General features: G+C 70.9%; 14 protein-coding genes and 1 pseudogene. 6 read left to right on the top strand and 9 right to left on the bottom strand.

The window, feature by feature from the left end; translation table 11 throughout:
• Positions 1 to 99 precede the first annotated feature (99 nt).
• Complete coding sequence (locus OG247_RS07485; protein ID WP_327251493.1) at positions 100 to 3348, bottom strand: NB-ARC domain-containing protein; 3249 nt, start codon at positions 3346 to 3348, stop codon at positions 100 to 102.
• Between the two features lie 237 nt (positions 3349 to 3585).
• Between OG247_RS07485 and OG247_RS07480 the strand changes: the two genes are divergently transcribed.
• Positions 3586 to 3933 (top strand): VOC family protein, encoded by a 348-nt coding sequence (locus tag OG247_RS07480; RefSeq protein ID WP_327251492.1) that lies wholly within the window; start codon positions 3586 to 3588, stop codon positions 3931 to 3933.
• Between the two features lie 59 nt (positions 3934 to 3992).
• Here OG247_RS07480 and OG247_RS07475 read toward each other — a convergent pair whose 3' ends face one another.
• On the bottom strand, positions 3993 to 4388 hold the full coding sequence (locus tag OG247_RS07475; RefSeq protein WP_327257370.1) for a nuclear transport factor 2 family protein: 396 nt from the start codon (positions 4386 to 4388) through the stop codon (positions 3993 to 3995).
• Between the two features lie 71 nt (positions 4389 to 4459).
• Entirely contained in the window at positions 4460 to 5194 is a 735-nt protein-coding gene (locus OG247_RS07470; RefSeq protein ID WP_327251491.1) for an SDR family oxidoreductase, read from the bottom strand.
• Positions 5195 to 5323: 129 nt separating this feature from the next.
• Between OG247_RS07470 and OG247_RS07465 the strand changes: the two genes are divergently transcribed.
• Positions 5324 to 6193, top strand: coding sequence for a helix-turn-helix transcriptional regulator (locus OG247_RS07465; RefSeq protein WP_327257369.1), 870 nt, complete (start codon positions 5324 to 5326; stop codon positions 6191 to 6193).
• Positions 6194 to 6205: 12 nt separating this feature from the next.
• Here the strand turns inward: OG247_RS07465 and OG247_RS07460 are convergent.
• Together OG247_RS07460 and OG247_RS07455 are read right to left on the bottom strand one after the other, a co-directional pair.
• Positions 6206 to 6807 (bottom strand): annotated as a pseudogene (locus OG247_RS07460) (pyridoxamine 5'-phosphate oxidase family protein).
• Positions 6808 to 6844: 37 nt separating this feature from the next.
• On the bottom strand, positions 6845 to 8101 hold the full coding sequence (locus OG247_RS07455) for a globin domain-containing protein (RefSeq protein WP_327251490.1): 1257 nt from the start codon (positions 8099 to 8101) through the stop codon (positions 6845 to 6847).
• Between the two features lie 747 nt (positions 8102 to 8848).
• On the opposite strand from OG247_RS07455, the gene OG247_RS07450 reads away from it, so the two are divergent.
• Positions 8849 to 10063 carry a S8 family peptidase gene (locus OG247_RS07450; RefSeq protein ID WP_327251489.1) on the top strand — a complete coding sequence of 405 codons (1215 nt, stop codon included), beginning with the start codon at positions 8849 to 8851 and terminating at the stop codon, positions 10061 to 10063.
• Positions 10064 to 10244: 181 nt separating this feature from the next.
• On the opposite strand, the gene OG247_RS07445 is transcribed toward OG247_RS07450, so the two are convergent.
• Entirely contained in the window at positions 10245 to 10970 is a 726-nt protein-coding gene (locus tag OG247_RS07445; protein WP_327251488.1) for a permease prefix domain 1-containing protein, read from the bottom strand.
• Complete coding sequence (locus OG247_RS07440; protein WP_327251487.1) at positions 10967 to 11311, bottom strand: PadR family transcriptional regulator; 345 nt, start codon at positions 11309 to 11311, stop codon at positions 10967 to 10969. The genes OG247_RS07445 and OG247_RS07440 overlap by 4 nt, the downstream gene beginning before the upstream one ends.
• A gap of 100 nt (positions 11312 to 11411) precedes the next feature.
• Between OG247_RS07440 and OG247_RS07435 the strand changes: the two genes are divergently transcribed.
• Positions 11412 to 11888 (top strand): hypothetical protein, encoded by a 477-nt coding sequence (locus OG247_RS07435; protein ID WP_327251486.1) that lies wholly within the window; start codon positions 11412 to 11414, stop codon positions 11886 to 11888.
• A gap of 2 nt (positions 11889 to 11890) precedes the next feature.
• Entirely contained in the window at positions 11891 to 12184 is a 294-nt protein-coding gene (locus OG247_RS07430) for a DUF3817 domain-containing protein (protein WP_327251485.1), read from the top strand.
• A gap of 99 nt (positions 12185 to 12283) precedes the next feature.
• On the opposite strand, the gene OG247_RS07425 is transcribed toward OG247_RS07430, so the two are convergent.
• Both OG247_RS07425 and OG247_RS07420 read right to left on the bottom strand, forming a co-directional pair.
• Positions 12284 to 13384, bottom strand: coding sequence for a winged helix DNA-binding domain-containing protein (locus OG247_RS07425; protein WP_327251484.1), 1101 nt, complete (start codon positions 13382 to 13384; stop codon positions 12284 to 12286).
• Entirely contained in the window at positions 13381 to 13806 is a 426-nt protein-coding gene (locus OG247_RS07420) for a VOC family protein (protein WP_327251483.1), read from the bottom strand. Before OG247_RS07420 ends, OG247_RS07425 begins: the two co-directional genes overlap by 4 nt.
• Positions 13807 to 13918: 112 nt before the next feature.
• On the opposite strand from OG247_RS07420, the gene OG247_RS07415 reads away from it, so the two are divergent.
• Complete coding sequence (locus OG247_RS07415) at positions 13919 to 14920, top strand: helix-turn-helix transcriptional regulator (protein ID WP_327251482.1); 1002 nt, start codon at positions 13919 to 13921, stop codon at positions 14918 to 14920.
• The last annotated feature ends 156 nt before the right edge of the window (positions 14921 to 15076 follow it).

Genomic DNA, 15076 nt, shown 5'->3' with positions numbered 1-15076 from the left:
GGGGGAGTTGTGGGAGTTGGGGGAGCGCCGGCGTCCAGATACCCGCGGTCTACGGGGAGCACGCCGACTCTGCCCCTCCAGTACGGCACGTCGGCTGATTCATGGCCTGAAGTCGTAAACGTACAGACCGCGTTCGCCCCCGACGGCCAGGGTCCGGCCATCGGGGGTCCAGGCGAGCGAGCGCACCGGGGCCTCCGTGCGCACGGCGGTGGCCGCCTCCTGCGCACCGCGGGCCCAGATCCGTAGGACGGCGTCCGCGCCGGCCGTGGCCAGCCACTGGCCGTCCGGAGAGAACGCGAGCGTGTCCACCGGCCCGGCGAGCGCGGCCTGCAACGAGGTCCCGGGGTTGTTCCCGACCCAATCCGCCAAGTCCTGGCCGTGGTCGGCCAGGAGCGGCGCGGCGTCCGGGACGAAGACCGGTCTGCGCACGGGACGGATGAAGGATTGTGTCGAAGTGCTGCCGGTTGCGCGGTTCCACAGCCGGACCGCGTTGTCTTCACCTGCCACTGCCAGCCAGACACCATCCGGGGAGACCGCCAACGCGGTCGCCGAAGGGAACTCGCCGCGGTCCAGGACCCGTCCTGTGGCCACCTCCCGGACCACCACGATCCCGTTCGCGCTGGCGGTGGCCACCCATGAGCCGGCGGGGTCCCAGACCACCGCGCAGGTGGCCATGCCGTGTTCCCCGCCGTGGGTGTGTACGGGAGCCCCTGATTCCGTCGCCCAGATGCGTACGGTGGCGTCATGACCGACCGAGGCCAGGAGGGTGCCGTCCGGGGAGGTGGCCACTCCCGCCACCGGGTACGTCCAGCGGTCGTTCGGAGGTTCGTTGCGGGCGGCCGCGGTCTCCCACAGGCGGATCGCGCCGTCCGCCCCGCCGCTGGCCACCCAGCTCCCGTCGGGCGCGATCGCCAGCGCCCGGATCTCGCCGACATGTGCCCAAAGGACGGCCGTACAACGGGTCGAGGCCAGGTCGAAGAAGCGGACCACGCCCTGTTCCCCGCCGTCGGCGAACCAGCTGCCGTCGGGCGCGACGGCGATCACATGCACGCGGCCGGCCGCGGTGGTGATCACCCGGGGGGTGAACGGGGTGGTCGCCTGCCACCACCAGAGGTCCCCGTTCTGACAGCTGCTGACGAGAAAGCTGCTGTCCGGAGCTGCGCCTATGGCCTCCACCGGGCTGGTGTGGCCCTGCAGGACCGCACGGCAGGTCCAAGTGGCGGCGTCCCACAGGCGGATCAGGTGATCCTCACCCGCCGCGGCCAGCCAGGAGCCGTCAGGAGCGACGGCCAGCGCCCCGATGTTCCCTACGTGTCCCGGAAGTGCGGTGCGGGTCGCTCCTCCGGGTACGTCGTGGATGTATACCGATCCGGGGCTCCCACCGTACGTGGATGCGGACCACGTGTCCGTGGCGTGGGTGGCGAAGGGGCCGGTGCCACGGGCTGAACCGGTGTCGGGGAGCCGAGTTCCGCTGTCCCGGTCCCACGCTCGTCGCTCGCCCGTCGCATCCGTGCTCGTGAGCGTGGCGCCGTCGGCGGAGATCTCCAATGAGGCGACGTGAGCACCGTGCCCCGTCAGCGTCCGCAGCAGCGCCGGGTCCGGCAGGTCGGGCTGCGGCAGCCGGGCCAGCAGCGCGGGCCGCACCGCGGGCTCGGCGCCGGACTGGAGGCGCTGCACCTGCGCTCCCCAGTGCGGGAGATGGCCCAGCCGGTCGTACAGGATGTTGCGCAGGGCCCCGGCGGGCTCCACGGGTCCTACGAGATGCGCGAGCCGGTTGAGATCGCGGGCCAGTGGCGCCGCTTCGGGGCCGGGGATCCGGGCCAGGTCGCTCCAGGGGCCGGCGGGCCCGCGCTGACGCAGGCGGCGCTCCACCCAGCGCAGATCGCCGGCGATCTCCAGCGCGCGCTCGGCCGGTCCGCAGGACAGCAGGTGCCGGACCAGGTGGTCCAGCAGGTAGCCGTCGGTCAGTTCCCACGCATGCGCGCCGGGCGGCAGCGCCGCGTCCACCAGCACTTGGTGCAGTCGGCCCACCTCATCGACGCCCAACTCATCGCGGAGGTAGTCGCGGAACACGTCGTGGAGACCGAGCCGGCCCCCGTCCGCCGGTTCGAGGGAGACCAGCGACAGCTGGTGCAACTGTCCGCACAGGTTCCGTGACTGCGCCTCCGTGAGCCCCCCGGTGGCTGCCCACAGCCGGACCACCAGCGGCACCGGAATGGCCTCGTCCTCCACGAATACGCCCAGCTCTGCCAGGCGCCGCGCCCCGTCCGGCGGCAACAGCCCGGTGGCCGCCTCCACCGTGGCACGCACGGCCTGCGCCCGGCGGACCGGATCGTTCAGGTCCAGCGGCTGTACGGGCGCGCCGGGCGCCAGCGCGTCCACGGCGGCGGGTCCGCCCTCGCGCAGGACGCGCAGGGCCTCGGCGGCAGCGGCGGCGGGGTCCGCGCCGGTGGCCACCTGACCGGCGATCAGACGGTTGGTCAGCCGCAGCAGGAGCGCCCAGCGGCCGGTTGCGCGCAGCAGCCCCTCGAAGGTCTCGGCGGGCAGTGCCGGCAACCCCTGGGTCAGTAGCGTGCGCGCCTGCTCGGGCGACATCTCGTCCACCCGCAGCCGGACCGATCCCTCGGGGAGGAGCCCGGCCACCCGCGTGGTCACCAGTCGTACGCAGTTCCGGCCGCCGAGCAGGAACGGGGCGAGCTGCTCGGCCTCCCACACGTCGTCCAGCACCAGCAGGGTACGGGGCCGCAGTTCCAGCAGCCGCCCGAGGTGCTCGCCGGCCCGCTGTGGGTCCTCGTAGGTCTCGGAGTCGCCGGTGACGAACCGGGTCACCTCGGCCACCTTGGCGGCGATCGCCGACCGCCCGCGGACGTCCCGGCCGATGGTGACCGTGTACACCCGGCCCTTGAAGTGGCGCCGGACCTTTCCGTCGGCTGCGACGACCCCGGCGAGAGTGGTCTTGCCGAAGCCGCCGGCCCCTTCGAGCGAGGTGGTGATGCCCACGGCCGCTGTCCCGGAGCCCTGGTGAGGGACGCGGACCGCCGCAACCGCCTGCCGGGCTTCGCCGCGGTCGACCACCCAGTCCGGGACCGGTACCCGCGGAGGCGGTGGCGGGTCCCCGGCGACCACGGCGGGGCGTTCCTGCCGCCAGGCCGCCACTCCCGCGAGCAGTACGACCACGGCCGTCAGGCCGCCCACCCACCACCAGGGATAGCGCCGAAGCCAGTCCACCCGCCCCCATTCAGGCCGCTCGGTCGCCTGATTGACGGCCAGAGAGATCAGAACGGCCAGCACGGCCGAACCGCCGGCCAGCAGCACCCCTTTGACAGCTCCACCGAAAGCTCCGCGCATCTGCCACCCCCGGACGGGACCCTATCCGCAGTCCGGTGAAGGACAAGGGGCGAATACGGCGGACGGTCAGACCCCCGTCAGCTTCCTGGGGGAGGCGGACGATCGTCGAAGACGCCCGGCGGAGTTGAACCACGGGGTGGGGTTGCGTGCGCGGAGGGCTGCGCCGTAGTACTCCTGGTACTCCTGGCACTCCTGGGTAGTCCCGCAGGTGCCCTTCCCATCGCTTGGAGTCGTCGGATGTCCGTTCGTCGTGTCGTGCCCAACGTCCGGTCGCAGGCAGTGCAGGAGAGCCGGGAGTTCTACGGATCGCTGGGGTTCGAGGAGGTCATGAACCTCGGCTGGATCATGACGCTCGCCTCTCCCTCCCACCCGGCAGCGCAGATCAGCTTTATGGCCGCCGACCGGACCGCGCCGGTCGTTCCGGACCTGAGCGTGGAGGTGGACGACGTGGACGCGGCCTACGCGGTCATGCGGGAGCGCGGCGCCGAGATCGTCCACCCCCTGCAGGACGAGGAGTGGGGGGTGCGGCGGTTCTTCGTCCGCGACCCCAGCGGCCGGGTGATCAACGTGCTGGGCCACCGCTGACGGCGCCGAAGCCGACCGGCATCCGACCCGGGTCGCGCACAGACGCCCCGGGACAGCCCTCAGCCGAGGCCGCCCGGCGGCTCGTCCCCGTCGGTCCACCAAGACGCCAAGCCTCTGGCGGACCAGGAACCAACCGCCCTCGGGGCCCCGGCGGAAGTCCCAGTCGTACGGACCGCCCATGGAGTAGGGCGAAGCGCTCTGCCCGCTGCGCGTGACGGCGACGAACCACATGTACCCCACGCCCGTCGCCCGATCCCCTCCACCTGGAAGTCCATGTTCAGAATGTGGTGCTGCATGCTCGGGAAGTGGGCCTCCGCCTCCTCCACCTTCGCCCGGACCGCCTCCCTCCCGTGGATCTCTCCCCACGGCCCGAACTCCAGCACCGCATCCTCGGCCCAGCAGGCGATCCAGGCATGCCAGTCCTTCCGGTCCAGCGCCCGCCAACCGCGGATCACGAGCCGCCGCAGCGCTTCCTTGTCCTCCAGGACCCGCAGTCGGCACAGCAGGTCCTCCTGCCTCCCGGCGGTCACCGGGCGCTCGCGGCGGGACGCACGACGATCTCGTTGACGTCGACCCCGGCCGGCTGGGCGACGGCATAGGCAATGGCCTCGGCGATGGCGGATGCCGGAAGCGCCACGGCTCGATAGGCCTTCATGGCCTCCCTCGCAACAGGATCGGAGATCCCTTCGGCCAGCTCGGACTCGGTCACGCCCGGAGAGACCAGAGTGACCCGGACCGAGCCGTCCGACTCCTGGCGCAGCCCTTCGGATATGGCTCGGACGGCGAACTTGGTCGCGCAGTAGACAGCCGCGGTGGGCGACACCTCGTACGCACCGACGGAGGCGACGTTCACGAAGTGCCCGCCGCCCTGGGCGCGCATCACGGGCAGGGCGGCGGCGATCCCGTGCAGCACGCCCCGCACGTTGACGTCGATCATCCGGTCCCACTCGTCGACCTTCAGCGCGTCCAGCGGCGAGAGCGGCATCACCCCGGCGTTGTTCACCATCACGTCCACTCGGCCGTAATGCTCCCCGGCGGCGGCCACGAAGGCCCGTACATCGGAGACGTCAGTGACGTCGAGCCGTTGGAAGACCGCGGTTCCACCTGCCTCACCGATCTCCCGGCTCAGCGCATCGAGCCGATCGGTACGCCGTGCGCCAAGAAACAACCGGTGCCCGTCCGCAGCGAGCCGCCGAGCCGTCGCCTCCCCGATCCCGCTGCTGGCTCCGGTAATGACCACGACCTTGGCTTCGTTCCTCATACCTGTCCTACTCCTCGTTCGAAACGGATGGCTCCGCCCGACCGAGTGTGTGCAAGCAGAGGCCGGCCAACCAGGACGCACCACACCCAGGCAGCAGTCCTCGCCCGCCCCTGGCCTGAGGCCATGACCGTGACCGGCAATCTCCTCGGAGAGTTCCTCCGCGCGCGCAGGGCGGCCCTGGGGCCACAGGACGTCGGCGTTGCGAGCCACGGCGTACGCAGGGTCACCGGCCTGCGGCGCGAAGAGGTCGCCGACCTGGCCGGAATGAACGCGGACTACTACGCCCGGCTGGAGCAGGGCCGCGAACGCCATCCCTCGCCCCAAGTCCTCGACGCCCTCGGCCGGGCCCTGCGCCTGGCTCCCGACACCCACGCCCACCTGCACCGCCTGGCCGGCGCACCCCCGGCCGACCGGTCGGCCACCGACCGGATCAGCCCGGCCCTCCGCCAACTCCTGGACGGCTTTTCCGACACCCCGGCGTTCGTCATCAATGCAGCCCTGGACGTCCTGGCCGCCAACCCCCGCGCCGAGGCCCTGCATTCACCGTTCGCGGCGGTGGACAACCTGGCGCGCATGGTCTTCCTCGACCCGGCCGGACGGGACTTCTACACCGACTGGACCTGTACGGCCAGGGCCACCGCGGCCCACCTTCGGCAGACCTGCGGCATCACACCGGACGACCCACGCCTGCGGTCTCTCCTGCGCACCCTGACCGCCGGCAGTCCGGACTTCGCCCGCCTCTGGGCCACCCATGACGCCCTGAGCAAGACCCTGGACACCAAGCACTTGCACCACCCGACGGTGGGCTCCCTGGCCGTGACCTACCAGTCCTTCGACGTCCGCGCCGCCCCGGGCCAACAACTCATCGTCTACCAACCCGTTGCCGGCACTCCCACCGGGGACGCCCTCTCCCGGCTCGCCGTCCGAACCGCGGGGCCGGCCGCGGAGGGTGTTGTTCGGGGAGGGCAACACCCTCTGCCGACAGCGGACTTCCCCTAGCTGGAAGAAGACTCATCGCGGCGTGCGGAGTCCGGTGAAGTAGTTCGAGTCCTTGGGGCGCACGGCGTCATGGTTGGCGGGACGGGGGGCGGGCGCCAGGTGGGGTAGTACTTGGAGCAGTGGATGTAGGCCTCTTCGATGTGCAGATGGACCCACATCTCAGGGCTCCGCCCGGGCGTGAGGCCGGTGGGCAGGCCGGGGTGGCGGGAGCGCAGGCCTACGTCGGTGTAGAGCCGGGCCACCCCGTTGACGTGCAGCCCCACGTGGTGGTGGGTGAAGTCCACGAACAGCATGCCGAGGTGGGGGTTCTCCGTCATGTTGCCCGCGCTGGCGAGGACACCGTTCCCGTGGAATTCGGGGTAGGCGAGCGTGTGGTCGTCGATGACGTGGACGAATCCCGGTGGGCCGGCACGGAAGCTGGCGTCGCATTCTCCCCGGGAGTCGGCCGTGGCGAGGAACACCATGGCCTGGCGGCCGATGAACTCGCGCATCTCGGGTGTGAGGTGCGGGCGTACCTGTTGGTCGTAGAACCGGGCGGCGCGGTCGGCGGTGCCCAGTTGCTGCTGCAGCCGGTGCTCGCCTGCTGATCCGAAGGGCTGTGGGGGTATCGCCACGGGGCGCGTTCTCCTGGCGGACGGGTGAGCGCTGGGCTCAGGGAAGGGACAGGACGGGCGTCTCGAACGGGTCGTGATGGATGCGGTCGGGCGGCGTGCCGCCCCGCGCGAGCGTCTCGGTGGCGGAGACGACCATCTGGGTCGGGCCGCTGAGATAGACGTCGTGGTGGTGCCACGGTCCGAACTCGGCCAGCACGTCCGGCAGGGACCCGCGCAGTCCCGGGATGTACTCGTGGGAGACCGCGCCCCTGATGGTCAGCCAGTGGTGTCGCTGGGACATCCTGAGCATGTCGTCCACCCCGTACAGCTCGTCGCCGGTACGGGCGCCGAGGAACAGGTCGACCTGGTGGCGCTCGCCGCGGCGGGCGACCTCCTCGACGAGCGCGCGGATCGGGGCGAGGCCGGTGCCGCCCGCCACGAAGAGCAGGTCGTTGTAGGAGGCGGCGTCCAGGACCATGTCTCCCATCGGGGGCCCCAGCCGGACCACGCTGCCCACCGCCGCCTGGTGCACCAGCGCGGTGCTGACCGTGCCGCCGGGCACCGCGCGCACGTGGAAGGTGAGGGTGCCGTCCTCACGGGGCGCGTTGGCGGGCGAGTAGTAGCGCCATTGCTTCGGCCACCAGGGAGCCTCCAGGCTCACGTACTGTCCGGCGGCGTACTCGTAGGGCAGATGGGGGCTGACCGTGATCTCGGCGATGCCGTGTCCCCGCGAGACGCGGTGCACGACGGTGCAGGGCCACACGGCGGGCCGTAGCGCCTCGTCTTCCTCGGCGGCACTGATCATGACCTGGGCGACCGCGCCGTACGCCTTCGTCCAGGCGGCGGCGATGTCCGCGGTCCAGGCGGGGCCGGCGTAGCGGGCAAGGGAGGCGAGGAGGCACTCGCCCACGGCGGGGAAGTGCGCGCTGAGCGTGCCGAACTTGCGGTGATCGCGTCCGAGGTGTCCGCAGAATCGGACCAGGCTCTGCGGATCGTCGACCAGGTCAACGATGCGCAACAGCGAGCGCAGCAGCCGGCCGCGCTGGGCGTCCATTCCCGGCGGGAACATGGGACGGACCTCGGGGTAGCGGGCGAACAGGATCGCGTAGAAGTAGACCGTCATCTCTGCGGCGAGTGGCTCGACCACCGAGACGGAGGCGCGTATGAGGGCTATCTCGTGGGGCGACAGCGGCGCTTCGACGGCCTGCGGCTCCACGGTCTCTACGGCCGGAGCGGGTGCGGCCGGCTCCGGCAGGCTCCACTCCTGGTGCGGAGGCGTGAACGAACTGGTCGGGCGATTGATCCGGAATCTCAAGGGATCAGTGCTCCTCCGCCCGTTGTCCGAGATGGCCTTCCTCTGTCGGACGGCAGGGCAGCAGCGCTCATGGTGTCAAGCCCCCGAAGCGTGCGAGGGGCGGCGTCCTTACTGAATCGCCGTCTCAGGGCGGCGGTGATCGGAGCGTCGCATGGGGTGATCATGAGTCCTCATCGGTGGTCGGGAACGCCGAAACGGATCAAGCGGTTCCGGACGCTACATGACCGTGTGGGTACTCAGAAGTAGCAATGAGGTGCGGGCGCTTTGTGTGGCTTTCGCCCAGGGTGGTTGTCCGCTCAGCGGTGCTTCGTGACCTCCGAACGCTCTGACCGAAAGGTCCGGCAGGCTCAGAACGGCTTGGCCCGCCGAGCCGCCTCGGGCGGGATCGCCGGCAGGTCCGGAAGGAAGCCGTGTGCGGCAGGACCCGGATGCGGCACGCGGTGGTCTACCGGGCCTGACGTCCGGATCCACGCGACGAACGCGCGTTGTTCCAGCCGCGTGTTCGCGAATGCATCCGGAAGTTGTGTGTATGTGTGGGTGGTTCGAAGAGTGTGGTCATTCTGGGGGGCCGACGAGGAGGTCTCTTTAAGAAACCTTGTTGAATAACGCTGACACGTGGGGCGGCCTTGAATCAACTCCGGTAATCGGTCAGGGTTTCGAGCTGAACCCCCGGAGATCTTCCGGCTCCGGAGGGCTCACGCAACATGCTTTGACGCCCCACACGTCAACACGAGGAGCTCTCTCTCCATGTCAACTCACAAGCACGCACGCACCCGTTCACGCGGCTTCCGAGTCCTTGCGGTGGCCACGGGAGTCGCCACTGCAACTGGTGTCTGCATGCTGATGTCCCCCCTCGCCGGTGCGAACACTCCGGCCGAGGGGACGGTGTACGGGCTCGGCGCACCCGGTGCGCTCAGCGGCAGCTACATCGTCATACTCGACAAGGACGCGGATAAGCAGGCGCTCGCCAAGAAGTACGGCGGCGAGCTGAAGCGCACCTACGCGTCGGCGGTCAACGGCTTCTCCGCGTCCGGGCTTTCGGAGACCAGCGCCAAGCGACTCGCCGCTGATCCGGCGGTGGGCAAGGTCGTCCAGAACAAGAAATTCTCCATCAACAGCACCCAGGACAACCCGCCGTCGTGGGGCCTCGACCGCATAGACCAGACGGAGACGGCCGGGGACAAGAAGTACACGTACCCCGACGCTGGTGGCGAGGGTGTCACGGCCTACGTCATCGACACCGGCGTGCGGATCAGTCACAAGGACTTCGGTGGCCGGGCCGCACACGGCTTCGACGCAGTGGACGGCGACCAGAGCGCCGACGACGGCAACGGGCACGGCACGCACGTCGCCGGCACCATCGCGGGCACCTCCCACGGGGTGGCCAAGAAGGCCAATGTCGTCGCCGTCCGTGTGCTCGACGACAACGGGTCCGGCACCACCGAGCAGGTCGTGGCGGGCATCGACTGGGTGACGCAGCATCGCAGCGGGCCCTCGGTCGCCAACATGAGCCTCGGCGGTGGCGCCGACGAGGCGCTCGACGAGGCGGTACGTCGGTCGATAGCCGCTGGTGTCACCTTTGCCGTCGCGGCGGGCAACGAGTCCGCCGACGCCGGGCAGGGCTCTCCCTCGCGGGTCCCGGAGGCCGTCACGGTGGCCTCCAGCACATCCGACGACTCGCAGTCCTCATTCTCCAACTTCGGCTCGGTCGTGGACCTCTACGCACCGGGCTCGGACATCACCTCCGCCTGGAACGACAGTGACAGCGGCACGAAGGTCATCTCCGGCACCTCGATGGCGACCCCGCACGTGGTGGGAGCGGCGGCCCTCTACCTGGCCGGACACCAGGACGCGTCGCCCGCACAGGTCGCACAGGCCCTGATCGAAGGGGCGACCTCGGGGAAGATCACCAACCCGAGCAGCGGAACCCCGAACAAGCTGCTGAAGGTGTCTGCACAGTAATCGGAGCCGTCCGTGAAGGCGCCGGGGCCGCCGCACCTGAGGGGGGTGCGGCGGCCCCGGCGGCAGCGATTGTTCCGTGAGTTCAACTGGCGCGTCCTTAACGGACGTTCCTGCTCCAGATCCGATCCAGTCGTACCCGGGCACCCGGGCGGGGTGCGTGTTCGGTCGACGCGGTCGGTGCCTACCCTTGGACGGAAGGGAGTCTGGTGCACCGCCGACAGGCGCGGGCGGATGCGGCCAGTACGGCGTGCGCAGTGGCGGCGAGTGCGCCGGCGGCCACCGCCAGGCGCCAGTCGGTGATGGTGGCGGACAGGGCGGCGAGGGCGAACACGGCCAGCGCCATCGCGATGCTCGCGGCCGTGCCCGTCAAGGCCACGATGCGTGGGAGCTGCCTCGGCATGGGCAGCCTGCGGGCGAGGCGCCCCGTGGCCGCCAGGGCGGCCGCGGCCAGCGCGGACGAGGCCGCCGCGACACCGGCCAGGAGCACGATCAGCAGCTGTGACGCGTGGGGTAGCTGCGCGGTGCGGTAGTGACCGGCGCCCCAGACCAGCAGGGCGCAGCCCACCACCAATGGCACGGCGAGCGCGGCGGCACGCGCGGTGTGCCGCGTCTGGGCGATGGTCAGCTCGCGTTGGAAGGCGGGTGCCACGAGGTGCGGGGTGCCGAAATCGCGTACGGCCAACTCCACTGCCCGCCCCGCCGGGACACCACTCTCGGCGTATGTGGCAGCGGTGTCCTCCAAACCACCCCGCAGCTCCTCGATCATCCGGGCCTTGGCGCGCGCCGGGCCGTGGAGGGCCTGCGACAGAGTGGCGGCGTACGCGTCGATGGGGTCCGAAGGTGCGCGCCGCACCGCGTCGATGGGCGATTTCCTCACCTGCGCCCTCTTGGCGGACGGGATGCTCATGCGGTCTGTCCCGCCGGCGGGATCGCGGGGTTGAGGACCGAGCCGATCGCCGCCGCGAACTCCGCCCAGGCGCTCCGTTCCTGGGCCAGGCTGCCTCGGCCCGCCTCTGTCAACTCGTAGCGGCGGCGGCGCCGTTCGCCCACGGCGTCCCAGTTGCTGTCCAGGAGGCCGAGCCGTTCCAGGCGTTGGAGTGCCGGATAGATGGTGCCCGTGCGCAGTTCGAGCGCACCGCTACTGCGCTGCTGCACCGCCGCGATGATCGCGTATCCGTGCAGGGGTCCCGGTTCGAGGACCGCCAGGAGGAGTCCGTCCAAATGGCCGCGCACCGCATCCGACTTCATGGGTGGGCAGCCTACACAAGAAACCGGTAGGCGTGCTATCTATTGGTAGCCAATGTATTGGCGACCTACTTTCCTTCCCTGAGGCTGGAGACGCCCCGCCGTGACCAAGTTCCTGCTGTCCGTGCACGTGCTCGCTGCGATCCTCGCGGTCGGAACGATCGCCGTGGCGGCCTCGATGTTCCCGCGCTACGCGAAACAAGCGGTTACCGATCCCGCGGGGGGTGAGGGGCGCTCCTGGGGTGTCGCTTCATTCCTGCACCGGGTCTGCCGTGGCTATGCGGTCGCCGGGCTCGTCGTGCCGGTCTTCGGTCTTGCCACCGGCGCTCAGCTCGGCGTCCTCACCGACGCGTGGCTGATCACATCGATGGTCCTCACCGCGCTCGCCGCCATCCTGCTCGCGGTGGCGATCCTGCCGCGCCAGCAGCGGCTGCTCTCGCTGGACCGGCAGGACAACGTCACCGGCGCCCTCGACGCTGCCGCCTCCCGACTGGCCATGCTCACCGGGATGTTCAACGTGCTGTGGGCGGCCGTCGTCGTCCTGATGATCGTCCGCCCCGGCTCCACGACGGGGGCGTGAGCGTGAGCGTGAACAGCATGAAGGTCCTGCGCGTCGCGGCAGGCGTCGAGGCCGTCTCCCTGCTCGCCCTGTTGGTCAATCTGCTCACGGTGCACGCTGCGCCGGTCGCCTCGCTCGCCGGGCCCGTGCACGGTGCGGCCTATCTCATCATCATCGCGATGACGTTCTCCCGCACGGCTGCCGGCACCTCGGCGGGGGCCCGCGGCCTCTCCTTCGTGCCCGGTATCGGGGGCATGCTCGCTCTGCGGAGCCTGAGCTTGAGCCTGCGCCCTCAGGCAGTCAAACCGGCCCCTTGAAAGCCATGCCCAAAGGGACTGCCGTGCCCCAAGTGGAGTCCATGCTTCCCAGGCCGTGGCGCCTGTCCGGCCGAGGAGGAACAACCTCCCTGCCTCAGCTCATACCTGGATCCGTACGCGGTCGCTTTCGTTGTCGGACAGGAAGGACGCAAGGCTTTGGCCCTCCTCGGTGACGGCGGTGTGCTCGGTTCGGGTGAGGCCGCGCAGCGGGGTGACGGTCACGGTGTCCGCGTCGGCGGTCCAGGTCGCGGCGACCCGGCCGTCCACCAACACGACGCGTGCGCCGGTGACGGACAGGCCGCGGTGGGCGTCGTCGATGATCCGGCTGCGGTCGTGGTAGCCGAGGATCGCGTTGTCGAACGCCGGCAGGAACCGCACCGGTGCCGGCGTGTCGGGGTCGGGGCGTGGCGCGCCGGGAAGGTCCAGCAGCTGCCGGCCCCGCTCGTCGCGGAAGGCGACGAGCTCCTCTCGCATCGCGGCGATCGCGGCCGGCAGCCCGGCGAGGCCGCACCAGGCGCGCAGATCTGCCGAGGCCGCGGGGCCGAACGCCGCCAGATAACGCCGTACCAGCGCCTGGCCCACGGGATCGGAGCCGTCCGGGGACGGCGGCGCGATCTCGCGGCCCAGCCAGGACGAGAGCGGGACGTTGCGCACTCCCGCCTTCGTGCGCCACAGCCCGCGCGGCGGCAGCTGCGCCACCGGGACGAGGGCGGCGATCACCATCTCGCCCAGTGCCCTGGGGCCCGGTGAGGGCCAGCGCTCGGCGAGCGCCCGCGCGAGCTCCGTCATCGAGCGGGGCTCGCCGTCCGCCAGCACCGCGCGGCCGGCCGTGGCGAGCTCGTCGAGGTCTATCCCGTCGAGCTCGCGGCGGTAGGTCCCGAGTACCCGTTGGCGCAGCATGGTGTCGTGGCGGGCCCGCCAGGCCAGGGCATCGCCGGCGGTGACGAGGTGGACGGTGCGCCGCATGAGGTGGGTGCGTACCACGCTCCGCCCGGTCAGCTGGTCGTCCAGCCTCGCCGGGTCGAACGCGCGCAGCCGCGACCAGAGCCCGGTGAACGGTTCCTGCGGCTCCTGCGCTTGCAGGCCGCCAAGGTGAGCGACGGCGTCGAGGACCGGGCTGGCGGCGCGGTCGAGCAGCAGTTGCCGGGCGAGCGTCGCGCGGCCGAGCGCTCTGGTGTCGAGGACGGTGCCGGTGCTCACGACGCGTCGTACCGGCTGACCACGTCCGCGACCCAGGTGACGCCGAACCGGTCCTTGAGCATTCCGTAGAGGGGCGCCCACTGTGAGGGCTCCAGCGGCTGGACGACGGTCGCGCCCTCGGAGAGCTGCTGCCAGTAGCCGGTGATCTCCTCGGTGGTCTCGCCGCGGAGCGAGATGAAGAACGCGTTCTCGCCCTGGTTCCACGGCAGGCGCGCGGGCACGTCGTAGGCCATGACGCGGAAACCGCTCTCGGCGGTCACCTGGCCCCACAGCACCTGGTCGGCCTCGGTCGGCTCCTGGACGTTTCCGGCGTCCTTGTACGTGACCACGGCCATCTCCCCGCCGAACACCGACCGGTAGAAGGTCAGTGCCTCGCGGGCGTCGCCTCGGAAGTTCAGGTGGGTCACGGAGTTGACGGACATGACGGTTCTCCTCGTCGCTCGATTCATCGCCTGGTACCGATCGCTCGGTGACGACCACCGTCGCAGGAGAAGCGGACAGGATGTGTCCGCTTCTCCTGGCAGGATGGGAAGCATGCAGAAGACATCAGCGCGACTGCTGTCGCTGCTCTCGCTCCTCCAGGCCCGCCGGGACTGGCCGGGGCAGGTGCTGGCCGACCGGCTGGAGGTCAGCCCGCGCACCGTGCGCCGCGACGTCGAGCGGCTGCGCGAGCTCGGCTACCCGATCCTGACCGCCAAGGGCCCGGACGGGGGCTACCGGCTCGACGCCGGCACGGAGCTGCCGCCGCTGCTGTTCGACGACGAACAGGCCGTCGCGCTGGCCGTGGCCCTCCAGATCGCCACCACCAGCGGCGCCGGCATCGAGGAGGCCGCGGCGCGCGCACTGGCCACCGTCAGGCAGGTCATGCCCGCCCGGCTGCGCCACAGGATCGACACCCTCCGGTTCACCGCCGTCGAGCGGCCCGGAGCCCGGCCGGACCCGCAGGTCGACGGCAGCGTGCTGATGGCGCTCAGCGCCGCGGTGCACGCCCGCGAGGTGCTGTACTTCGACTACGCGCCCGCCGCCGACGGCCCGATCCGCCGGGTCCAGCCCCACCACCTCGTCACCTGGGGCGGGCGCTGGTACCTCGTCGCCTGGGACGTCGACCGAGAGGACTGGCGTACCTTCCGGGCCGACCGGATCACCCCGCGCACCCCCACGGGACCCCGCTTCACGCCGCGCGAGGTGCCCGGAGGCGACGTGGCCGCCTTCGTGGCCGCGAGGTTCCAGGGCTACGACGGCTCCGGCGGCCCCGAAGGCTGGCCGTGCCGCGGCGAGGTGATCCTCGACCTGCCCGCCGCCGAGGTGTTCCCGTACGTCCGCGACGGCGTCGTCGAAGAGCTTGGCCTGAACCGTTGCCGGCTCGTCCTGGGCTCGTGGTCATGGCCAGGCCTGGCCGCCGCCATCGGCAGGTTCGACGCCGACATCGAGGTCGTCGGCCCGCCCGCGCTCAAGGACGCTTTCGCGCACCTGGCCCGGCGCTACGCCAACGCCGCTACCGCCACGCCCGTCGGGCCTCCACCCTCGATCTCCTGAGCCCCGACGTGGTAGCGGTGAGGAAAATGAGGTGACTCGGTCCACCGTTTCTCCGGGAGGTCACCATGGACGTGCTCGTGTTGATCGGACGACTTCTCCCTGGCTGAGGCGTTCGTCGCGAGCTCGTAGCGTGGGCGGCAGCCGGCGCTGCCGAGG

The organism is Streptomyces sp. NBC_01244 (assembly GCF_035987325.1).
Lineage (GTDB): Bacteria > Actinomycetota > Actinomycetes > Streptomycetales > Streptomycetaceae > Streptomyces.
Note: the sequence above shows the minus strand (reverse complement) of the source record. Positions and strands in the feature narration are given on the sequence as shown.